The following is a 19013-nucleotide window of genomic DNA, read 5'->3' on the forward strand; positions in this document are numbered from 1 at the left end:
TCCCACAATGTTCAGCGCAACTCCTTTAAGGCATCAACCGCGCAATCCCCCCCAGCAACCGATTCAACGCCCCCTGATTGGCCTTCATCACCGCCAGCCCTGCCTCGGCCATCTGCCGGGCCTGCTGTGGGTGTTCGAACAGGCGCTGCACGGCGGCGCCCAAACTGACGCCATCGCAGACCTCAACCAGCGCCTGCGCATTGCGCAACATCGCGGCGATTTCCAGAAAGTTGAACAGATGCGGCCCGCTCAACACCGGCTTGGCCAGTGCCGCCGGCTCCAACAGGTTATGCCCACCGTTGGGCACCAGGCTGCCGCCGACAAAGGCGCTGTCAGCCAGGGCATAGAGAAACAGCAGCTCACCCATGCTGTCGCCGAGCAGCACCGAGGTCGACATATCCACCAACTGCCGGCTGGAGCGGCGCACGGTGCTGAAGCCCTGCTGCTGACACAGAGCGAACACGCTGTCGAAACGTTCAGGGTGGCGTGGCACCAGAATCAGCAGCGCATCGGCATGGCTGGCGAGCAGTTGACGATGGGCGGCCAACACGCTCTCGTCTTCGCCAATATGGGTACTGGCAGCAATCCACACGGGACGCTGGCTGGCCTGCCATTGTTCGCGCAACTCGCTGGCGCGTTCGAGCAACTGCGGGTCGATGGTCAGGTCGAACTTGATCGAGCCGGTCACCGTCACGCACTCGGGCCGCGCGCCCAGGGCACGGAAACGCTCGGCCTCGGCTTCGGTCTGTACGGCGAACAGGCTCATTTCAGCCAGCATTGGCCGGGTCAGCCCGGCAAAACGGGCATAGCCACGGGCCGAGCGCTCGGACAACCGGGCATTGGCCAGCACCACCGCAATCCCGCGCTTGGCACACTGATGGATATGGTTGGGCCACAGCTCGGTTTCCATGATCACGCCCAGGCACGGCTGCACACGCTCAAGAAAGCGCCCCGCCGCCCACGGCAGGTCATAAGGCAGATAGCAGTGCTGAATGCGCGGCTCGTTGGCGAACAGCGCCTGGATACGCTCCGAGCCCGTCGGCGTCATGCAAGTCACGGTGATCGGCAGCTGTGGATAACGCTGCAGCAGCGCGCGGATCATCGGCGCTGCGGCGATGCTCTCGCCCACCGACACCGCATGCACCCAGATACCGCCGCGCTGCATGACAGGCAGGCCGATAGCGAAGCGCTCGCCGATACGTTTGGCATAAGCCGGCGCCTTGCGCGCGCGCAACCACAGGCGCAGCGCCACCAGGGGCAGACCGAGATGAAACAGCAGGGTATATAGCGTTCTATTCATGGGCGCGAAGTCTATCAGCCAATGGCCCGCAAATGCCTTGCAAAACATTCGGCCAGCCAACGCGCGGCCGGTCCCAAGGGTTGGTCGCGGCGCCAGACCATTTCCACCACCAGTGACGGCGGCGTCCAGTCGCTGACCAGTTCGACCATCAGGTTCTGATAGGCCGGGTACTGCACCACATGGCGCGGCAGCCAGGCCCAGCCCAACCCGCGCATCAGCAGCTCGGCCATGAAGTAGAAACTGTCGGCGCGCCACATTTGCGGGCTGAGCTGCTCACTGCCGGGATAACCGCTCTGCTGCGGGGCAATCTGCCGATGACGAGCCAGTTGCTGGCGACCAATACGCCGCTCGGATGCCAGTGGATGACCAACGGCACAGACCGTGACCATCTCGACACTGCCCAGCACCTGACGCTCCAATGCTTCGGGCATTTGCTCATGGTGAAACAGCAGCCCCAGGTCGGCCCGCCGTTCCAATAACTTGCGTGCCACGTCGCCCTGAGCCGCACTGGCCAGTTGCACTTCGACACTGGGATAACGTTCAGCCAAGGCTTCCAGGCTATCGAGGACCGGCAGATAAGGCATCGCCTCGTCATGGGCCAGGCGCAGGCGCGCTTCCTCTCCGCGCAGCAGAGCCAGGGCACGGCCATCCAGACGTTCGCACTGACGCAAGACCTCCCGCGCTTCTTCAAGCAACGCACTGCCCGCCTCGGTCAGGCGTGGCTGACGCCCGCTGCTGCGATCGAACAGGCTGACGCCCAGGTCCGCCTCCAACAAGGCGATGGCATTGCTGACCGCCGACTGCGCGCGCTTCATATCCCGCGCCACCGCCGAAAAGGAGCGCTGCTCGGCGACGCTGACAAACAGGCGGATATGCTCAAGATTCCATTGCATGGCAGCGGCAACCTATATTTATTTCAGATAGGTAATGACTTTACCCCATCTGGGCAATCACTAAAATGCGGGCCATCGCAGAGGAGATTCACCATGAGCGCGTACTACCTGCTGGCCATTGCCATATGCTGTGAAGTCATTGCCACCGTTTCGATGAAAGCGGTCAAGGGCCTGAGTACGCCTGTGCCGCTGCTGTTAGTAATCGCCGGTTACGCCATCGCGTTCTGGATGCTGACCCTGGTGGTGCGCAGCATTCCAGTGGGGGTCGCCTACGCCGTGTGGGCGGGCATGGGCATCGTCATGGTCAGCATCGCCGCGCTGTTCATCTATGGGCAGAAGCTCGATATTCCGGCCATGCTCGGCATGGGGCTGATCGTCGCAGGTGTGCTGGTTATCCAGCTGTTCTCGAAAACCGCCGGGCATTGAAGGGCCATTCCCCTATAATGGCGGCATTCTTGTCGCCATTGAGGTGCCCATGCCTTCTGCTATTTCCACTGACGTCCTGATCGTCGGCGCCGGTGCCGCCGGTCTCTGGCTCAACGCCCGCCTGCGACGTCAGGGCTTTTCCACGGTCGTGGTCGAAAGCGCCAGCCTGGGTGGCGGACAAAGCCTGAAGTCGCAGGGGATCATCCACGGCGGCGCCAAATACGCCTTGCATGGCGCCCTTTCCGGCGCTTCCGAGGCCATCGCCGACATGCCGCGTCGCTGGCGCGAGGCCCTGGCGGGCAAGGGCGAGCTGGACCTGTCCAGCGTGCGCCTGCTCTCTGAAGCCCATTACCTGTGGTCGCCGGGCACCCTGGCGGGCAACCTCACCAGTTTCTTCGCCAGCAAGGCCGTGCGTGGCCGGGTCGATCAGGTCAAGGGCGACGAACTGCCGCCCGCGCTGCAAAACCCAAAATTCAAAGGCAAGGTCTATCGCCTGGCAGAGCTGGTCGTCGATGTGCCCAGCCTGCTTGATCGTCTGGCCGAACTCGCCGGGGACAGCCTGCTCGCCGGGCAAACCATCGAGCCGCTGCGTGATGGCGACGAGTTGATCGGCCTGCGCGTCGATGGCCGCGACATCATCGCCCAGCGCATCGTATTCAGCGCCGGTGCCGGCACCGCCGACCTGCTCAGCGCCCTGGGCGTGGTCCAGCCCACCATGCAGCGCCGTCCGCTGCACATGGTGATGGTCAAGGCGCCGACCCTCAAACCGCTCTACGCCCACTGTCTGGGCGGCGGACCGAAGCCGCGTATCACCGTGACCACTCATCCGGCGGCCGATGGCCAATGGGTCTGGTATCTGGGCGGTGATGTTGCCGAAGCCGAAGGCGTGGCGCGCGCGCCAGCGGCGCAGATTGCCGCCGCGCAAAAGGAACTGTCCGGCCTGCTGCCGTGGATCGACCTGAGCCAGGCGCAATGGGCGACCCTGCGCGTCGACCGCGCCGAGCCGACACAAAGCGGCCTTACCCGCCCCGACAACGCCTTCCTCCATCAGCAAGGCCGCCTGCTGGTCGGCTGGCCGACCAAACTGGCCCTGGTGCCGGACTTCGCCGACCGGGTGCTGGGCGCCCTCGCCCATGACGAAATCCACCCGACGCCACAGCCGTCGCTACCGACATTGCCGCGCCCGCCGCGCGCCGTACCGATCTGGGACCAACTGCTGCCATGACTCTGCCAACCCTGCACGGCCTGCATCGCCCTCTGGGCAGCACCGGCCTGAACATTTCGCCCCTGGGCCTGGGTACGGTCAAGCTGGGCCGCGACCAAGGGGTGAAATACCCCAACGGCTTCACCATTCCTGATGACCACGTCGTGCGCCTGCTGCTCGGCCAGGCCCGGGACCTGGGTATCAACCTGCTCGACACCGCACCGGCCTACGGCACCAGCGAAGAGCGCCTGGGCCCGCTGCTGCGTGGTCAGCGCCACGACTGGGTGATTGTCAGCAAGGTCGGTGAAGAGTTCGAGCAAGGCCAGTCGAGCCACGACTTCAGCGCCGCCCACACGCGCATGTCGGTGGAGCGCAGCCTGAAACGTCTGGAAACCGATTTCCTCGACCTGGTGCTGGTGCATTCGGACGGCAACGACCTGGCGATTCTCAACGACAGCGACGTCTACCCGACCCTGGCCGCCCTCAAGGCCGAAGGCAAGATCCGCGGCTTCGGCTTTTCCGGCAAGACCGTAGAAGGCGGCCTGCTCGCCCTGCGCGACGGTGACTGCGCGATGGTCACTTATAACCTCAACGAGCAGGCCGAAAAGCCGGTGCTGGACTACGCTGGCGAACACAACAAAGGCATCCTGATCAAAAAGGCCCTGGCCAGCGGGCATATTTGCCTGACTCCAGGCGTTGATCGGGTCGAAGCAAGTTTCACGTTACTGTTTCAACATCCGGGCGTTGCCGGTGCTATTGTCGGGACCATCAACCCGCTGCATCTGGCCCATAATGCAGCCGTTGCTGCAGCTGTCATTCGCCGTCAAGCCTGATTTGGGCGGCCGACCCCAACGCAAGAAGGAGCCGACATGCCGCGAACCCTGATTCGGAAAAATCCCAGCAACTTCAAAACCCTGCCGTTATTCGTCGAAGCCACCCCCGAAGGCCTGAGCTACCAAAGCGTCGGCATGCCGCTGAATTTCTCCCAGACCCTGCAACGTCGTCGCAAGATCGAGGTAGCTGACAGCGAGCGTTTTTCCACGGAGCTGGCCAACCTTGGCGTTTCCGTACGCCTGACCCTGAGCTGGCAGAACCGTGATTACTGGGTACTGGTGCGCCAGCGTCGTCAGGACCGCGGCGATGTGGTGCTCAAGCTGATTTCCGGTTACGTCCCGGCCCAGGAACTGGCGCTGCCGCTGCATACGGCGATTCAGGAAGTTGCCGAAGAGTGTCTGATCGAGACACCCCAGGGCTGGCTCAGCGGCCGCTTCAACGATACCTGGCTGCCCGCACCTTACGCTGCCGCCCTGCACTATCGCGAGGCCATGCCCTTTCGTCTGACCCCGCTGTCCGGCGCAGCGCGGCCAGTGCGTTGCGGCAACATGACCCTGATCGAGCGCCCACGGGCCTACGTCCATCTGCCCACAGCGTCGTTGCAACTGATCTACGATCTGCGCCTGGAAGTACCGAGGGAAGCTCGTCCGTTGAGCCTGTTTCATGTCGATGAAATGCTCGAAGACGATCAACTGGTCGCCCGCCTCAACCGCAGCAAGCCCGACCTGTACCTGATGCCTCTGGAAAATGGCGTACCCCTGCCGGAGCTGTACACCCTCAAACGCGACAAGCTGATCCCGGCCAGCACTCGAGGGCTGTATCTGGCGGAAAGCTTCGCGGCTCAGGAAGGTTGGGTGGTGCGGGACGAGCGGATTCGCTGGAAGGACTGGCTACGCCAGCAGGGCCTGACGCCACCGAAGAAAAGCGGGATCAAGAACCTGACCGGCAAGGCCCGGCAACTGCTGCAGATGGCGCGCAGCAGTCTGAGTAAGTAGAACCCAAACCTGTAGGAGCTGCCGAAGGCTGCGATAGCGGAGTGTCAGACACAACCATTCGCAGCCTTCGGCAGCTGCGAGCCGGGCATTACTGCCCGCGAATCTTCTCGACGATAGCCGTGGTCGAGCTGTTCTCGACCAACCCCAGCACCTTCACTTCGCCACCGTAGGCCTGGACGATGCTGGCGCCGACCACCTGGTCGATACCGTAGTCGCCGCCCTTGACCAGCACATCGGGCTTGACGTGAGTCAGCAGGTTTTCCGGAGTGCCTTCAGGGAAGCTGATCACCCAGTCCACCGCGCCGAGACCGGCCAACACCGCCATGCGCCGGTCGACGCTGTTGATCGGGCGACCTGGCCCTTTCAGACGGCTGACCGAGGCGTCATCGTTGACCGCCACAATCAATCGGTCGCCCTGAGCACGGGCCTGCTCCAGATAGGTCACGTGGCCCGCATGGAGAATGTCGAAGCAGCCGTTGGTAAAGACGATTTTCTCTTTGTGCGCACGGGCATCGCCCACGGCCTGAATCAACTGGTCCAGGCTCAGCACACCACGCTCGGAACCTTCCTCGCGCTGAATCGCCCGACGCAGCTCCGGCGCGCTGATGGCCGCCGTACCCAGCTTGCCGACGACGATACCCGCCGCCAGATTGGCCAGGGCCACGGCGTGGGGCAGGTCTTCACCGGCTGCAATGGCGGCAGCCAGAGTAGAAATTACTGTGTCGCCGGCACCGGTCACGTCGAACACTTCACGGGCACGGGCCGGCAGGTGCAAGGCCGGTTGATCCGGACGCAGCAGAGTCATACCGTGCTCGCCACGGGTCACCAGCAGGCCGCCGAGTTCCAGATCAGCCATCAGCTCGGCGCCCCGAGCGACCAGTTCGGCCTCGTCGACACAATGACCGACGATCGCTTCGAATTCGCTGAGGTTCGGCGTGATCAGGCTGGCGCCACGATAGATTGAGAAATCCTTGCCCTTGGGATCGGCCAGCACCGGAATGCCACGATCGCGGGCAGCGGTGATCAGCGCCTGATGGTTTTTCAGGGCGCCCTTGCCGTAATCGGAGAGCACCAGCACCTTGATGCCGTCGAGCAGGCTGTCGACCTCGGCACTCAGGGCCTGGGCATCGGTGGCGAAGGGTTCTTCGAAGTCGATGCGCAGTAGTTGCTGATGGCGGCTCATGACACGCAGCTTGACGATGGTCGGCTGATGGGCGATGCGCTGGAAACGCGCACGCACTCCGGCGGCCTCGAGGCTGTTGGCCAGGCTGTCGGCGGCCTCGTCTTCACCCGTTACCCCGACCAGCGACGCCGGAGCGCCCAGGGCCGCAATGTTCAGCGCGACGTTGGCGGCGCCACCGGGGCGGTCTTCGATCTGCTCGACCTTGACCACCGGCACCGGTGCCTCAGGGGAAATTCTTGAGGTGCCGCCATGCCAATAACGGTCGAGCATGACATCGCCCACCACCAAGACTGGTGCCTGATCGAAACGCGGCATGGACAACTTCATCGAACAACCCGTAACCAAGAATGAATAGGGGCGCAATGTTAGCACAGGGCTTGTGACTGTCGTGGCTGCGAGACAGGTTGCAATAAACATGTGGGACCGGCTTTAGCCGGGAAAGCGCAAGGACAGACGATAGATATGTATCGGTTGTACTCGGCTCTTCCCGGCTAAAGCCGGTCCCACATTGAACCCGTTACGATCCCGATCAGCTGTTTAAACAGCACCGACCGGCGCCGGCTCATCCAGCCCCATGGCATGCAGACGCGAGTAGTAACCGTTCTGTGCCAGCAACTCGCGGTGGGTGCCGCGCTCGACAATCCGGCCCTGGTCCATGACCAGAATCAGATCAGCGCGCTCAATGGTGGTCAGGCGGTGGGCGATGACGATGGTGGTACGACCTTTCATCACATGATCCAGCGCCGCCTGAATGTAACGCTCGGACTCGGTATCCAGGGCCGAGGTTGCCTCGTCGAGAATCAGCAACGGTGCGTTCTTGAGCAGCGCACGGGCAATCGCCAGACGCTGGCGCTGGCCGCCGGAGAGCAGCACACCGTTCTCGCCGACCTGGGTATCGAAGCCCTCGGGCAACTGGTCGACGAACTCCTTGGCATAGGCGTCAGCCGCAGCCGCCTCGATATCGGCCCGTGGTGCACCGGCCAGATCGCCGTAGGCAATGTTATTGGCCACGGTATCGTTGAACAGGGTCACGCTCTGGGTCACCTGAGCGATATGGCGGCGCAGGTTACGCAGGCGATATTCGTTGATATCGACGCCATCGAGCAGGATGTGACCGACTTCATGCTGATAAAAACGCGGCAGCAGGTTAGCCAGAGTCGATTTACCACTCCCGGAGCGGCCGACCAGCGCCACCATTTGCCCCGGCGCGGCCGAGAAGCTGATGTCATTGAGCACCTGACGCTCAGTGCCCGGATAGGTGAAGCTGAGATTCTGTACTTCGAGATGACCACTGACGCTGTCATGCTCAAACGAACCGGTATCGACTTCAGGCACTTCATCCAGCTGCTCAAAGATGCTTTCAGCGCCCGCGACACCTTTCTGGATGGTCGAGCTGACTTCCGACAACTGGCGAATCGGCTTGGGCAACAGGCTCGCCGCCGTGATATAGGCCACCAGATCACCGGGGGTCGCTTCGCCACGCAGCAGCAGCACGAGGAACATCAATGCTGCCATTGCGCTGTAGATCACCAGTTGCAGCATCGGCGTGTAGATCGAGCCGGTCTTGTTCATGGTCAGCTGTTTGCGGGTGTTGCTCCTGCTGGCCCCGGCGAAGCGCTCCTGTTCGTAGCCTTCGCCGCCGAAGCTGCGCACCACCCGATAGCCCTGGATGGTTTCCGAGGCAACGTGGGTGACATCGCCCATGGCGACCTGGATCTTCTTGCTCTGCTTGCGGAATTTTTTGCTGGTGCGACTGACCATTACGGCGATCAACGGCAGGATCGCCAGCATCACCAGGGTCAGCTTCCAGTTCATCCACAGCAGGTAGATGAACAGGAATATCACGGTCAGACCTTCACGAATCACCACCTTGATGGCGTCAGTCGCAGCACCGGTGACCATGGTCACGTTGAAGGTGATGCGGGAAATCAGATGACCGGAGTTATGGGTATCAAAATAGCGGTTGGGCAGGACCAGCAGCTTGTTGAACAGTTCGACACGCAAGTCATGCACCAGGCCCAGGGAGACCTTGGCCAGGAAGTAGTTACTCAGAAACGAACCCAGCCCCTGCCACGCGGCGATCAACACGATCAGCAGCGGCACTGCCTGCAACAGTTGCAGGTCGCGCAGGTAAGGCACGTTGGGGAACAGCACAGCCTCAGGGTTGCCCAGGCCGTCGACGAAATACTTGAGAATCCCTGCCAGCATCGGCTGGGTCGAGGCGAAAATGATGAAGCCGACGATACTCAGCAGGAAGATGCCGATGTAGGGTTTTACGTAGTTAAGCAGTCGGAAATAGATTTTCAGGCTGGAGCTTTGCCCGGCAGTGGGTGCCTTGTCGCTCATCGTAAAGCTCGCTGAAGTTGAAGAACGCGGGATTTTATCACAGCCGCCGACTTGCGCTTTGGCCCAGACCAGCGCACTGGTCAGACCGATCGGCAGCCAGCTGATAAACCACTCGGCCCGTGGCGAACCGGTAAGACTCGCCGCATCGAACTGCATGGCCAGCGTAGAAAACAGCCAGATCCCCATCAAACCACGGCCAAGCGTCGTATGCCGGGCCCGCCAGGCCTGGACCAGCACCGCCAGCCAGACGCACGCCCACAGCAGCATGCCGGGGATACCCAACTGAATGGCAGTATGGGTAAACAGGTTATGGGAATGGTCGAACTTCAGGCCATCGGCCACCACCACATCGTAAGGCGCGCCCAGGCCGATACCGGTCCATGGATGCAGCGCGACCATTTTCATCACGGCGGCGAGAATTTCCGGGCGATAGGACGATCCCCGCGCCAACATCAGTGGCTCAAGCAACCAGAAGCCCACGACAGCGACAGCGATGGCCAGCCCCGAGAGCAGATAGCTGCGACGGTCCCGGCACCAGATCGGCATCGCAACGACAGTCAGGAACAAAGCAAGGATCGCCCCGCGACTCTGGGACAACACCACGAAGGCGCCGGTCAGGGCCAGGGTCAGCGCCCAGACTGGCAACATTGCGCGATTCTTTGGCGGCCAGAGCAACGTCCAGACGGCGGCAATACCGACGACATAGGCGCCGAGGATGGGATGACTCAGCTCACCGATGCCCTCCACCCGGGCCAACCAGGGATTATGCTGCATGCCATAGAAGCGCACGATCGACGTCAGCGCCGCCAGCGCCATGCCGATGCCGCCCCATTGCATCAGCCGGACAACACGGCCGGGATCGGCACTGACCAGGATAGGGAAGAACAGGACAAATACGGCGATATACAGCATGCGCTTGAATTCGCGGTCTGCCTCTTCAGCGTGGCCCCAGGTCAGACTGAGGCTGGCCCACACCGCCAGCAGCAGCATCGATACGCAGAGGAAACGCTGGGCGCGCCAGAACTCACCAATACGTTCGCGAGCGGACCAGCCCAACGCCAGGGCAGGCACCCACAGAAAAGCGACCAGACCCTGTTGATAGATCTTGTTGGTCGGCGCGAAAGCAATGGCCAGCAGAAACCATAGCAACCCGGTCGATAACCAGGCCTGTGCCCAACGGTTCGTGTACATCCTGACTCCTCTGAAAAACGATATTCGCAACGCAAACTCGCGGCTGAAGCCGCTTTTGTGGGACCGGCTTCAGCCGGGAATAGGCCTTCCCGGCTAAATCCGGTCCCAAAGAAGCCGGTCCTATAGTGGTGCAACCCGTCACTTTTCGGCATCATTGCCGGCCAAACCGCTCGCGTTCCTTACAAGGCTTCTACTGATGCAATGCTTTCGGCTCTCTAAAGCCGCTTTAAATCAAATGATTGTCGGTGCCAAAGTTCTGGAGGCCGACAGCTTTGGCGCGAAAGTGTACATGTTGCAGGATGGCAAAATCCTTAAACTGTTCCGTCGCAAGCGTTGGTTCTCTTCCGCTCTGCTGCGTCCGTACTCCCGGCGCTTCATTGATAACGCCGTGAAACTGGAAAAACTCGGCGTGCCGACCCTCAAGGTTACCCACTTCTATACCCTCGACCAGCCGGGCATGACCGCGGTGCTGTACCGCCCGCTGCCCGGCGAAACCCTGCGCCAGATCACCCGGCATGAGGGTTTCAGTTGGCAGCAGTCGATGCCCGCGCTGATCGAATTGATCCGCAGCCTGCATCAATCGGGGATTTATTTCCGCTCGCTGCACCTGGGCAATATCGTCGTTACCCCGGAGAACACCCTGGGCCTGATCGACGTCGCCGACATGCGCTTCTTCCGGGGACCGCTGTCTAACAGCCTGAAGAAACGCAACCTGCAGCATTTCGCTCGCTACATAGCTCGCGAGAATCTGACCGAGGCCTTTCCGTTGCAGACACTCGAGCAGGGCGTGCTGAACTGACACGCAGCCCTAGTGGATGGACAGCAAGGTACGTGAATCTTCGCAAAAGCGCTGCCATGCCTGTTCCGGCGCCAGAGCCTGGTGTTGGGAGCTGGCAACGGTAGCGCCATCCTGACCGGCAACCTCATCCAGCGCCGCGATCCAGGCCTCGACGTTGCCGACCGGTACGTAATGACCGGCGCCGCCCAGTTGCTCGCGAAATACCGGCAGGTCACTGACCAGTACCGGCACTCCTGCAATGACCGCTTCCTGAAGCACCAGCCCCAGGCCCTCTTCCCGCGAGGGAATTACGACCCAGTCAAAGCCCAGATACAGCTTGGCCAGACCAGGCTTGTGCCCCGGCAGGAAGACTTTCCCGCCCAGGCCCAGATGCTTGATCTTGCGCTCGAGCACGCTACGGTCAGGGCCTTCGCCGATGATTACCAGGCTGATGTCGGGATGCTTTGCCAGGGAGCGGGCGAAGGCGTCGAGCAGATAGTCGAAGCCCTTGTCCGCGACCAGACGCCCCACCGCACCCAGCACCCGCCCACCGTTTTGCGGCAGGTCGAATACCCGACGCGCCTGCTTGCGCTCCAGCAACCGTGCGCGGAAGGTCTCGGGCTGCAGAGCACTGCGCAGCCCCTGCACCGGCAGATGCAGCTTTTCCTGCAAAGCCAGGGCAAGGGTCTGGGAGACGGCCGCCAGGGTCAGACGCTCGGCGGGAAAGGTGCGGAACAGCGCCAGATGCTCTTCACGCAGACGAGTGGCGCCATGGAAGACCACCACGGCACGGATATCCGGCATCTGCCTGAGAATGGGCAACATCACCCGGGCAACGCCTAGACCGTCGAGCAACACCCCTTTGGCGCCACTCTGGATCAACGCTTTGCGCAGGCGGGCCTGCATCCAGGGCTTGAGCAGGCGCCAGACATGCCGCTCCTTGAGCAGGCGCGAGGAAAAGCGCCACTCGTGCACGTCCTTCACCGGCTCGGTGCAACCATTGACCTCACCCTGGAGAAACCAGGTCATGATCTCGATGGCCGGATCCAGTTGCGAGACGATTTGCTGGTGGACCTTGTGCACCGATGAAAACGGCGAACCACTGGACCACATAATATTAATGATGGTCATCGGGTATCGAACCCCGATGTCGGAATCACCGCGTCTGCGCAGGCGCAATCAATCGTTGGTAAAGCCAATGCACACTCCAGACAGCCGCGTGGGCCCGGTCTTCAATGGTTCCGGGGCTGAGGACCCTTGTCGCTCGCCACGCCGGAACACACCTGTGAAGCCCGAAACAGTAGGTAAATCGCTTCGCCGCTTCCGGCGCCGCCCTGAATAGTCAAATCTTTCAGCCCCTGAACGCTCGTAGGCTCACGAGAGCAGCGTCAGATTCCCAGTACTGCTCGCAAACGCTCTATCCAACTTATTGCAGCCGCCTTCCGTAGCGCGGGCTCAAGCTCTTTGACAATGCGCTGACCAATGGTTGCAAAACTGAACTGCGACATTGCCAGATTACGGCCATTGACAGCAATACGAGTCGCCAATTCAGGGTCGACGCGTAACGTCGCTAATTTCGACTGGAGTTGTGGGATATTTCCGTAGAACACCACGTTCTCCATGTCCTGAAGACCGAGTGCGCGATTTTCAGCGCCCCCTTGATCGTAGGCCAACAATACGCAGCCACAGGCCATGGCTTCAAAATTCTTGATCATGTACTCGCCCATGCCGACATCGGCACTGACGAAAAAGCGAATGCGATTCAGGGTCTGGCAATACTCTTCGCCGGATTTGGTGCGCGTCACCACCAGCGGCTCGACCTGGCCCAGCTCATCAAGCAAGGCCTTGCGGCCACTATAGGCCACGCTGTTGGTGCTGCCGACGAACGCCAGTTCGATATCCCGCTCAATGCCCTGGTCCTGCAACAGCGTCTGGTCGTAACCCTTGGGCACGAACACCGCGTCGAAGCCCTCTTCACGCAACCGCTCGCTGACCACAAAACCGGAACTCAGCACCCGCGCCCATGGCAACTTGCGGTAATGCTCGCTGAACTTGCCAGTGTATTTGCAGGGAATGTAGTTCTGGTAAGCGTCGTGCTCGAGGATGACCAGATTGGGAATGGTACGAATGAAGCCGGCCTGACGGATTTCCTGCTTGAAACGCAGGAAAAACACGATGCGATCGTACTTCGTAACATCCACTTCACGCCGGAAATAGCCGCGCAGATTGCGTTGCTCAGCCGATGTCAGCCAGCGCAGGTCGCATTCGCAATGGGCTGCGATACCTTCGTACAGGCGATCCAGAATGGCCCGCTGCTCTTTCTGGACCAGCAATAGAACTTTCATTGTTTTCCTCGCGGCCTCCACAGACCGCTGATTCAAATATCTCTGCGCCAGAACAACTCGTGCCGGCGTACGGCCTTTCTGAAGAATTCGTTCTCGCCTTCGGCCGGCCAGCGCCGCCCGGCCAACAGGCGTTGCAGGCCGCGCCGCAGCTTACGCTTGAGCGGCATCGGCGGTTGCAGGTCGTGCATCATGCCCAGGGCCATAGCCTTGTCTCGCTGTTGCTCGACAGAGAGGCTCAGGCTATAGGGGACCAACGGCAATCCGGGATCGAACACCGGCGGCAAGGCGATGCCGCTGTAGGCGTCTCCCATTGGCCAGCGATCGTTGTCATGCAAGTGATTGGCATACCCCAGCACCGTTTGCGGTTGCCACTCCAGCCCCTCCAGCGCCTGCATTACAGCGGCCTGGGCGCAAATATGGTCCGGGTGTGGATCGATAGTCGCGTGGGGCATGACCAAAACCTGCGGGCGTGCTTGCAAAAGCAGTGCCCGTAAATCGGCCAGCAGGTTATTCCAGGTCGGCGCGCCATCGGCATCCCCCGGCAAGGTCATCGAATTGAACTGACGGAACAGGCGGGTATCGCTCAAGTCCGCCTCTCGCGAGGCAATGACCTGATCCGGCGCCGCTTGCATGGCCGGTAGTTGCAGGCAGAAATAACCCAACTGTACGCACTGCCCCTGGGGCACGCCGCCCCAACGTGGCACGGCAATGCTGTCCCAGGCGCGCAAACGACCCTTCAAGCGCGCCGCTTCGGGGCGCGGAACGCCCATCTGCTGATAATGCTCAGCTTCTATCTCGCCGGCAGTCAGGGTCACGATCCAGGTATCGGCAGCCTGACTGTAGAGACCAAACGCAGCCAGCTCGGCATCGTCGGCATGGGGGGCAATGACCATGACCCGCTGCTGCCGCGCATCGGCATGGCGAAAAGCCCACAGACGTAGCGGCCCCTGTACCCGGCAATATCGACCGCGCACTTGCAGGCTGCCTGAGTTCAGGGACTCGGCCATGCCGGTGAGATTGAGGTAGCGCAGCCCGCTGACCCCACGCTCAAACGCCTGCCGATCATCAACACCGCTGCCGCTCAGTTCGATCACAGGATCGAAGAAACGCCCCAGCCACGAGCTTTTCACGGTCAACCCCAGCACCAGAGTTTCGTCGCCCTGCAAAGACAGGGGCGCAACGACCTGCAACCGGCCGCCTTCAAGGGTGACACCTGCCACCTCGTTATCCGCAGGGAGGTTGTACTGGTAATCATCGCCCGGCGAGTAGAACAGGTGATCGGCAAACCAGGCTTCATGGGCAACCCAGCCGAACACCGCGAGCAGCGGGATCAGCCACCACGCCAGCAATACGCCTGCAGCGATCAGCAGCAACAGCGCAACCAGCAGGGCCACGCGCTTGTTACGGCGGTGGCGCTTGAGCAACTGCTGCTTGCGGCTCATAACTGAAATACCGGCACGGGGTTGCACCAACGGTCTTTGTATTCGCGGTCGGCGCGGCCGAAGGAGAAACGCAGGGGCTTGCCCAGGGTTCGAGCGTGTTCCCAGGCGCTTTGCGTATTGAGGAAGCTCAAGACACTACCGGGGCTGAAGTCGCGGGTCTCGGGATCGACGCCACCGTTGACATACTCGACGCTGATCCACTTCGGCGCTTCGACGCGATAGACCAATTGCACGGCAATCGGCGCGTCATTGAGAAACAGCACCGAGCCGATCAGCAGCTCGCGCAGCAACTCGACCACCTCGGCCATACGCTCGGCGCCCGTCGCCGGAAAACCCCAACGGCGCTGAAACAGGTCGCAATAGATGGCGGCAAGCTCGACACCGGTGAAGTCGCTGACCGGCCGCACCACGCCGCCCGCCTCTTCCAGCAGGCGCAGTTCGCGGCGCTGGTTATAACGAAACTTCTTCGACAGGTCTTCCGGCGTCCGGGCCATGGCCAGGGATTCGGTCTGGGGCTTGAGGGTGCTGACACGCCCCTGATTGAGTTCGGACAGATAACGCGCGGCGTGACGCACCGGCACCTGGGCATTCTCGGCCACCGGCAGGATCACCTCCGCGTTGCCCAGATCGAACAGGCCCTTCTTGCCGTGGCGCTTGAGCACGTCCTTGGACAGGGCCAGATAACGACCCCAGGCAGGAATCGCAGCCTGCAGCTCGCCGTTGTGCTGCCAGCCCAGATAACGCACGGGAATCCCGGCCAGTTCGGCCAGACGTTCCACTACCAGCGGATGGGTCGCCACGCTACCGCCAAAACGCTGCCACGCCTGAGCGTAGGTCGTCGCGTCAATCAGGTCCCAGCCACGCTCGCGCCAGCCTTGGAGTCGGTTGAGCATCAAGACCCCACGAGCAGGCGGCTGACTTGCGGCAAGTGCCAGAACACATCGCGCACCGCCTGATCACTGAAGCGCTCGAGCAGGCGTAGATCCATCAATTCGGCACAAGCCTCACGCTGCGCGTCATCGAGGCGCGACAGATGCACCAGGCCCTGGGCCAGACGATCGGCATCGCCCAACGGGAACAGCACGCCAACGCCCTCGACCACTTCCCTGGCGCCACCACAGGACGTCGCAATCAGCGGCACGCCAGCGGCCATGGCTTCCAACAGGACCATGCCGAAGGGTTCGTGATCGGAGCTTAGGGCAAACACGTCAAATGCCTTGAACAGGCGGCGAGCGTCGGCGATCTGCCCGGGAAATAGCACCTGAGCGCCAATACCTAGTTCGAGCGCCTGCTGCTTGAGGCGCTCTTCGAGACGGCCCTTGCCGAGAATCACCAACTGGCTGTTGGCGGGCAAATCCGGCAGAGCTTTGGCAAATCCGCGCAGCAACGTGGCCTGATCCTTGTCCGGGTGCAGCCGCCCGACATTGCCGACCACCCAGGCCGACGGCGCCAGGCCCATTTCTTCACGGGCCTGCGCGGCGGATAGCTGGCTGGCTTGCAACGGTTGGATATCGATACGGTTGTACAGCGTCTCGATGCGCTCTTGCGGCCACTTCGGCAGGCTTTTGCGCATGTCGTCGCGCACCGCATCGGACACGCCGAGCAGGCTCAGGCGCTGACGAAACAGGTGGGCAAACAACTTGCGCGAACGACGCTGATAATCGCCAAAGGCATGATGCACGCCGATCACCGGCAGACTCGTCGCCAGCAAGGCGATGTACACCGGCTTGAAGCGATGGGCGATGCAGAAACTGAAATTGCGTGAAGCGACGATCCGCCGCAGATCGCGGCTCGCCCCCAGCTTCAGGCCACGGATGGCCTGGGAGCTGTATTCCATGAACAGTACTTCATCCGAAGCGCAGGACGTCGCCACTTCGGAATCGGCTGCACCGGTCAAAAAGACCGTGGTAACCCGGTAGCCCTTGCCCGCGAACAGGCTGGCGTACTGCCGGGCGCAGTCGAGAAACGGCCCGTCATAGCCGTGGCAGAACTGCAGGACTCGGCGTTCAGCCGACCGTGTCATAGAGTTCCACGCCGTCTTTGACCACCAGGATGTCTTCCATGATCAGGTACTCAAGGTCCGAGCCGAAGAACATGTTCAACGCATCGGTCGGCGAGCAGATCATCGGCTCACCACGGCGGTTCAGCGAGGTGTTCAGCGACACACCGTTGCCGGTGAGGTTTTCCAGGGCTTTCATCATGTCGTAGTAGCGCGGGTTGTACTCGCGCTTGAGCACCTGGGCACGGGACGTACCGTCTTCGTGGACCACTTCCGGCACGCGGGTCTTCCACTCTTCAGCCACTTCGAAGGTAAAGGTCATGAAGGGCGCAGGGTGATCGATCTTGATCATCTGCGGCGCCACGGTGTCGAGCATCGACGGGCAGAAAGGCCTCCAGCGCTCACGGAACTTGATCTGATGGTTGATACGGTCAGCAACGCCAGCGACGCTTGGGCAACCGATGATCGAACGACCGCCCAGGGCACGCGGACCGAACTCCATGCGGCCCTGGAACCAGGCCACCGGATTGCCTTCGACCATGATTTTGGCGATGCGCTCAGGCGTGTTTTCGATCTGGCGCCACACCGGCTTGCTCGGGTGACGGGCACAGGCAGCGATCACATCTTCGTTGCTGTAGGCCGGGCCGAGGTAGACGTGCTCCATCTTCTCAACCGGCACACCACGGGCGTGGGACACATAGGCCGCTGCCCCCACCGCAGTACCGGCGTCGCCGGAGGCAGGCTGAACGAACAGCTCTTTGACCTCAGGGCGGGCGATGATGCGCTGGTTGAGCTTGACGTTCAGTGCACAACCACCGGCAAAGGCGATCTTGCCGGTTTCCTTGAGGATATCCCCCAGGTAGTGGTCCATCATCTGCAGCGCCAGTTTCTCGAACAGCGCCTGCATGCTGGCCGCGTAGTGGATGTACGGCTCGTCAGCGATATCGCCTTCGCGTTTCGGGCCCAGCCACTCGATCAGTTTTGGCGAGAAGTAGAAGCCCTTGCCCTTCTCTTTGTAACGACGCAGGCCGATGACGTTGGCCAGTTCGGTGTTGATCACCAGTTCGCCGTTCTCGAAAGTCGCCAGGCGCGAGAAATCATATTTGCTGGCATCGCCATACGGCGCCATGCCCATGACCTTGAACTCGCCGTCGAGCATCTCGAAGCCGAGGAATTCAGTGATCGCGCCATACAGGCCACCCAGGGAGTCCGGGTCGAAGAATTCCTTGATCTTGTGGATACGGCCGTTTTCGCCATAACCGAAGAAGGTCGTGGCGTACTCACCCTTGCCGTCGATGCCCATGATCGCGGTTTTCTCTTTGAAACCGGAGCAGTGGTAGGCGCTGGAAGCGTGGGCAAGGTGGTGCTCGACCGGCTCGATCTTGATCTTTTTCGGATCGAAGCCCAATTGCTCGAGACACCAGACAATCTTGTTGCGATAGCGCTTGTAGCGACGGTTACCCATCAACAGCGCGTCAAGCGCGCGATCAGGTGCATACCAGTAGCGCTTGGCGTAGTGCCAGCGAGCTTTGCCGAACAGGCTGATCGGGGCGAAAGGGATTGCCACGACATCGACATCGGATGGCTTGATGCCTGCCTGTTCCAGGCAGAACTTCGCCGATTCGTAGGGCATGCGGTTCTTCGCGTGCTTGTCGCGCACAAAGCGCTCTTCTTCGGCGGCTGCAATCAGCTTGCCGTCGATATACAGGGCTGCGGAAGGATCATGGCTAAGGGCGCCGGACAGGCCAAGGATCGTCAATGCCACTGGGTCTAGCCTCTTGAGTCTGCTTGCAGGCGGCAGGCGCCTGGGAAGTATGTGCTCCCGCACAGGGCGCGGTGAGCAGCTAAAGCGCGGGATTATAGCCTAATGACAAGGGATATGGTCGGGGACCATGACAATCGTGGGACCGGCTTTAGCCGGGAAGACAATAGACCAGGCGATAGAAATATATCGATCATACCGGCGCCTTCCCGGCTGAAGCCGGTCCCACCGGGCAACGAAATCTTTGCGCCCTTAACTATCTACTCCCAACACCCCCGCCACTCCTGATTGATTACCCCTCATGAATCCAGGGGC

General features: G+C 61.5%; 15 protein-coding genes and 1 pseudogene. 5 read left to right on the forward strand and 11 right to left on the reverse strand.

Annotation, left to right across the window (positions count from 1 at the left end):
- Positions 1–25: 25 nt before the first annotated feature.
- Together waaA and AC1Z24_RS28720 are read right to left on the reverse strand one after the other, a co-directional pair.
- Complete coding sequence (waaA, locus tag AC1Z24_RS28715; protein WP_483743675.1) at positions 26–1300, reverse strand: lipid IV(A) 3-deoxy-D-manno-octulosonic acid transferase; 1275 nt, start codon at positions 1298–1300, stop codon at positions 26–28.
- Between the two features lie 14 nt (positions 1301–1314).
- The gene (locus AC1Z24_RS28720; RefSeq protein ID WP_259104409.1) at positions 1315–2193 is read right to left on the reverse strand and encodes a LysR family transcriptional regulator; all 879 of its coding nucleotides are present in this window, start codon (positions 2191–2193) and stop codon (positions 1315–1317) included.
- Positions 2194–2286: 93 nt separating this feature from the next.
- Here AC1Z24_RS28720 and AC1Z24_RS28725 point away from each other — a divergent pair, with 93 nt between their 5' ends.
- Genes AC1Z24_RS28725 through AC1Z24_RS28740 form a run of 4 tightly spaced genes read left to right on the forward strand, consistent with a single transcriptional unit; the run spans position 2287 to position 5652 of the window.
- On the forward strand, positions 2287–2619 hold the full coding sequence (locus AC1Z24_RS28725; RefSeq protein WP_483743676.1) for a DMT family transporter: 333 nt from the start codon (positions 2287–2289) through the stop codon (positions 2617–2619).
- 49 nt (positions 2620–2668) lie between these two features.
- Positions 2669–3844 (forward strand): NAD(P)/FAD-dependent oxidoreductase, encoded by a 1176-nt coding sequence (locus AC1Z24_RS28730; protein WP_483743677.1) that lies wholly within the window; start codon positions 2669–2671, stop codon positions 3842–3844.
- On the forward strand, positions 3841–4656 hold the full coding sequence (locus AC1Z24_RS28735) for an aldo/keto reductase (protein WP_483743678.1): 816 nt from the start codon (positions 3841–3843) through the stop codon (positions 4654–4656). Before AC1Z24_RS28730 ends, AC1Z24_RS28735 begins: the two co-directional genes overlap by 4 nt.
- Positions 4657–4692: 36 nt before the next feature.
- Positions 4693–5652: a metal ABC transporter ATPase gene (locus tag AC1Z24_RS28740; RefSeq protein WP_483743679.1), complete on the forward strand. Its 960-nt coding sequence runs from the start codon at positions 4693–4695 to the stop codon at positions 5650–5652.
- Between the two features lie 88 nt (positions 5653–5740).
- On the opposite strand, the gene hldE is transcribed toward AC1Z24_RS28740, so the two are convergent.
- The 3 genes and pseudogenes from hldE to AC1Z24_RS28755 form a co-directional block, all read right to left on the reverse strand.
- Positions 5741–7162 carry a bifunctional D-glycero-beta-D-manno-heptose-7-phosphate kinase/D-glycero-beta-D-manno-heptose 1-phosphate adenylyltransferase HldE gene (gene hldE / locus AC1Z24_RS28745; RefSeq protein WP_483743680.1) on the reverse strand — a complete coding sequence of 474 codons (1422 nt, stop codon included), beginning with the start codon at positions 7160–7162 and terminating at the stop codon, positions 5741–5743.
- Between the two features lie 210 nt (positions 7163–7372).
- Positions 7373–9181: a lipid A export permease/ATP-binding protein MsbA gene (gene msbA / locus AC1Z24_RS28750; protein ID WP_483746731.1), complete on the reverse strand. Its 1809-nt coding sequence runs from the start codon at positions 9179–9181 to the stop codon at positions 7373–7375.
- Positions 9182–9493: 312 nt separating this feature from the next.
- Positions 9494–10372: pseudogene (locus tag AC1Z24_RS28755) on the reverse strand (O-antigen ligase family protein); the annotation flags it as partial.
- Between the two features lie 235 nt (positions 10373–10607).
- Here AC1Z24_RS28755 and AC1Z24_RS28760 point away from each other — a divergent pair.
- A complete protein-coding gene (locus AC1Z24_RS28760; protein ID WP_483743681.1) occupies positions 10608–11171 on the forward strand; it encodes a BUD32 family EKC/KEOPS complex subunit in 564 nt (187 codons plus the stop codon).
- A 9-nt stretch (positions 11172–11180) separates the two neighbouring features.
- Here AC1Z24_RS28760 and AC1Z24_RS28765 read toward each other — a convergent pair whose 3' ends face one another.
- The 6 genes from AC1Z24_RS28765 to AC1Z24_RS28790 form a co-directional block, all read right to left on the reverse strand.
- Positions 11181–12281: a glycosyltransferase gene (locus tag AC1Z24_RS28765; RefSeq protein WP_483743682.1), complete on the reverse strand. Its 1101-nt coding sequence runs from the start codon at positions 12279–12281 to the stop codon at positions 11181–11183.
- Positions 12282–12538: 257 nt separating this feature from the next.
- The gene (locus tag AC1Z24_RS28770) at positions 12539–13495 is read right to left on the reverse strand and encodes a glycosyltransferase family protein (protein WP_483743683.1); all 957 of its coding nucleotides are present in this window, start codon (positions 13493–13495) and stop codon (positions 12539–12541) included.
- A gap of 32 nt (positions 13496–13527) precedes the next feature.
- Positions 13528–14937, reverse strand: coding sequence for a PIG-L deacetylase family protein (locus AC1Z24_RS28775; RefSeq protein WP_483743684.1), 1410 nt, complete (start codon positions 14935–14937; stop codon positions 13528–13530).
- Complete coding sequence (locus AC1Z24_RS28780) at positions 14934–15830, reverse strand: antimicrobial resistance protein Mig-14 (RefSeq protein WP_483743685.1); 897 nt, start codon at positions 15828–15830, stop codon at positions 14934–14936. Before AC1Z24_RS28780 ends, AC1Z24_RS28775 begins: the two co-directional genes overlap by 4 nt.
- On the reverse strand, positions 15830–16960 hold the full coding sequence (locus AC1Z24_RS28785) for a glycosyltransferase (protein WP_483743686.1): 1131 nt from the start codon (positions 16958–16960) through the stop codon (positions 15830–15832). The genes AC1Z24_RS28780 and AC1Z24_RS28785 overlap by 1 nt, the downstream gene beginning before the upstream one ends.
- Positions 16944–18701: a carbamoyltransferase family protein gene (locus tag AC1Z24_RS28790; RefSeq protein ID WP_259104395.1), complete on the reverse strand. Its 1758-nt coding sequence runs from the start codon at positions 18699–18701 to the stop codon at positions 16944–16946. The genes AC1Z24_RS28785 and AC1Z24_RS28790 overlap by 17 nt, the downstream gene beginning before the upstream one ends.
- Between the last annotated feature and the right edge of the window lie 312 nt (positions 18702–19013).

The sequence above is a fragment of the Pseudomonas sp. JL23 genome, assembly GCF_056933585.1.

What these genes read in the sequence shown, in the direction of transcription:
- waaA (WP_483743675.1), bottom strand. Translation starts at nt 1,300, where the DNA reads ATGAATAGAACGCTATATACCCTGCTGTTTCATCTCGGTCTGCCCCTG.
- AC1Z24_RS28720 (WP_259104409.1), bottom strand. Translation starts at nt 2,193, where the DNA reads ATGCAATGGAATCTTGAGCATATCCGCCTGTTTGTCAGCGTCGCCGAG.
- AC1Z24_RS28725 (WP_483743676.1), top strand. Translation starts at nt 2,287, where the DNA reads ATGAGCGCGTACTACCTGCTGGCCATTGCCATATGCTGTGAAGTCATT.
- AC1Z24_RS28730 (WP_483743677.1), top strand. Translation starts at nt 2,669, where the DNA reads ATGCCTTCTGCTATTTCCACTGACGTCCTGATCGTCGGCGCCGGTGCC.
- AC1Z24_RS28735 (WP_483743678.1), top strand. Translation starts at nt 3,841, where the DNA reads ATGACTCTGCCAACCCTGCACGGCCTGCATCGCCCTCTGGGCAGCACC.
- AC1Z24_RS28740 (WP_483743679.1), top strand. Translation starts at nt 4,693, where the DNA reads ATGCCGCGAACCCTGATTCGGAAAAATCCCAGCAACTTCAAAACCCTG.
- hldE (WP_483743680.1), bottom strand. Translation starts at nt 7,162, where the DNA reads ATGAAGTTGTCCATGCCGCGTTTCGATCAGGCACCAGTCTTGGTGGTG.
- msbA (WP_483746731.1), bottom strand. Translation starts at nt 9,181, where the DNA reads ATGAGCGACAAGGCACCCACTGCCGGGCAAAGCTCCAGCCTGAAAATC.
- AC1Z24_RS28760 (WP_483743681.1), top strand. Translation starts at nt 10,608, where the DNA reads ATGATTGTCGGTGCCAAAGTTCTGGAGGCCGACAGCTTTGGCGCGAAA.
- AC1Z24_RS28765 (WP_483743682.1), bottom strand. Translation starts at nt 12,281, where the DNA reads ATGACCATCATTAATATTATGTGGTCCAGTGGTTCGCCGTTTTCATCG.
- AC1Z24_RS28770 (WP_483743683.1), bottom strand. Translation starts at nt 13,495, where the DNA reads ATGAAAGTTCTATTGCTGGTCCAGAAAGAGCAGCGGGCCATTCTGGAT.
- AC1Z24_RS28775 (WP_483743684.1), bottom strand. Translation starts at nt 14,937, where the DNA reads ATGAGCCGCAAGCAGCAGTTGCTCAAGCGCCACCGCCGTAACAAGCGC.
- AC1Z24_RS28780 (WP_483743685.1), bottom strand. Translation starts at nt 15,830, where the DNA reads ATGCTCAACCGACTCCAAGGCTGGCGCGAGCGTGGCTGGGACCTGATT.
- AC1Z24_RS28785 (WP_483743686.1), bottom strand. Translation starts at nt 16,960, where the DNA reads ATGACACGGTCGGCTGAACGCCGAGTCCTGCAGTTCTGCCACGGCTAT.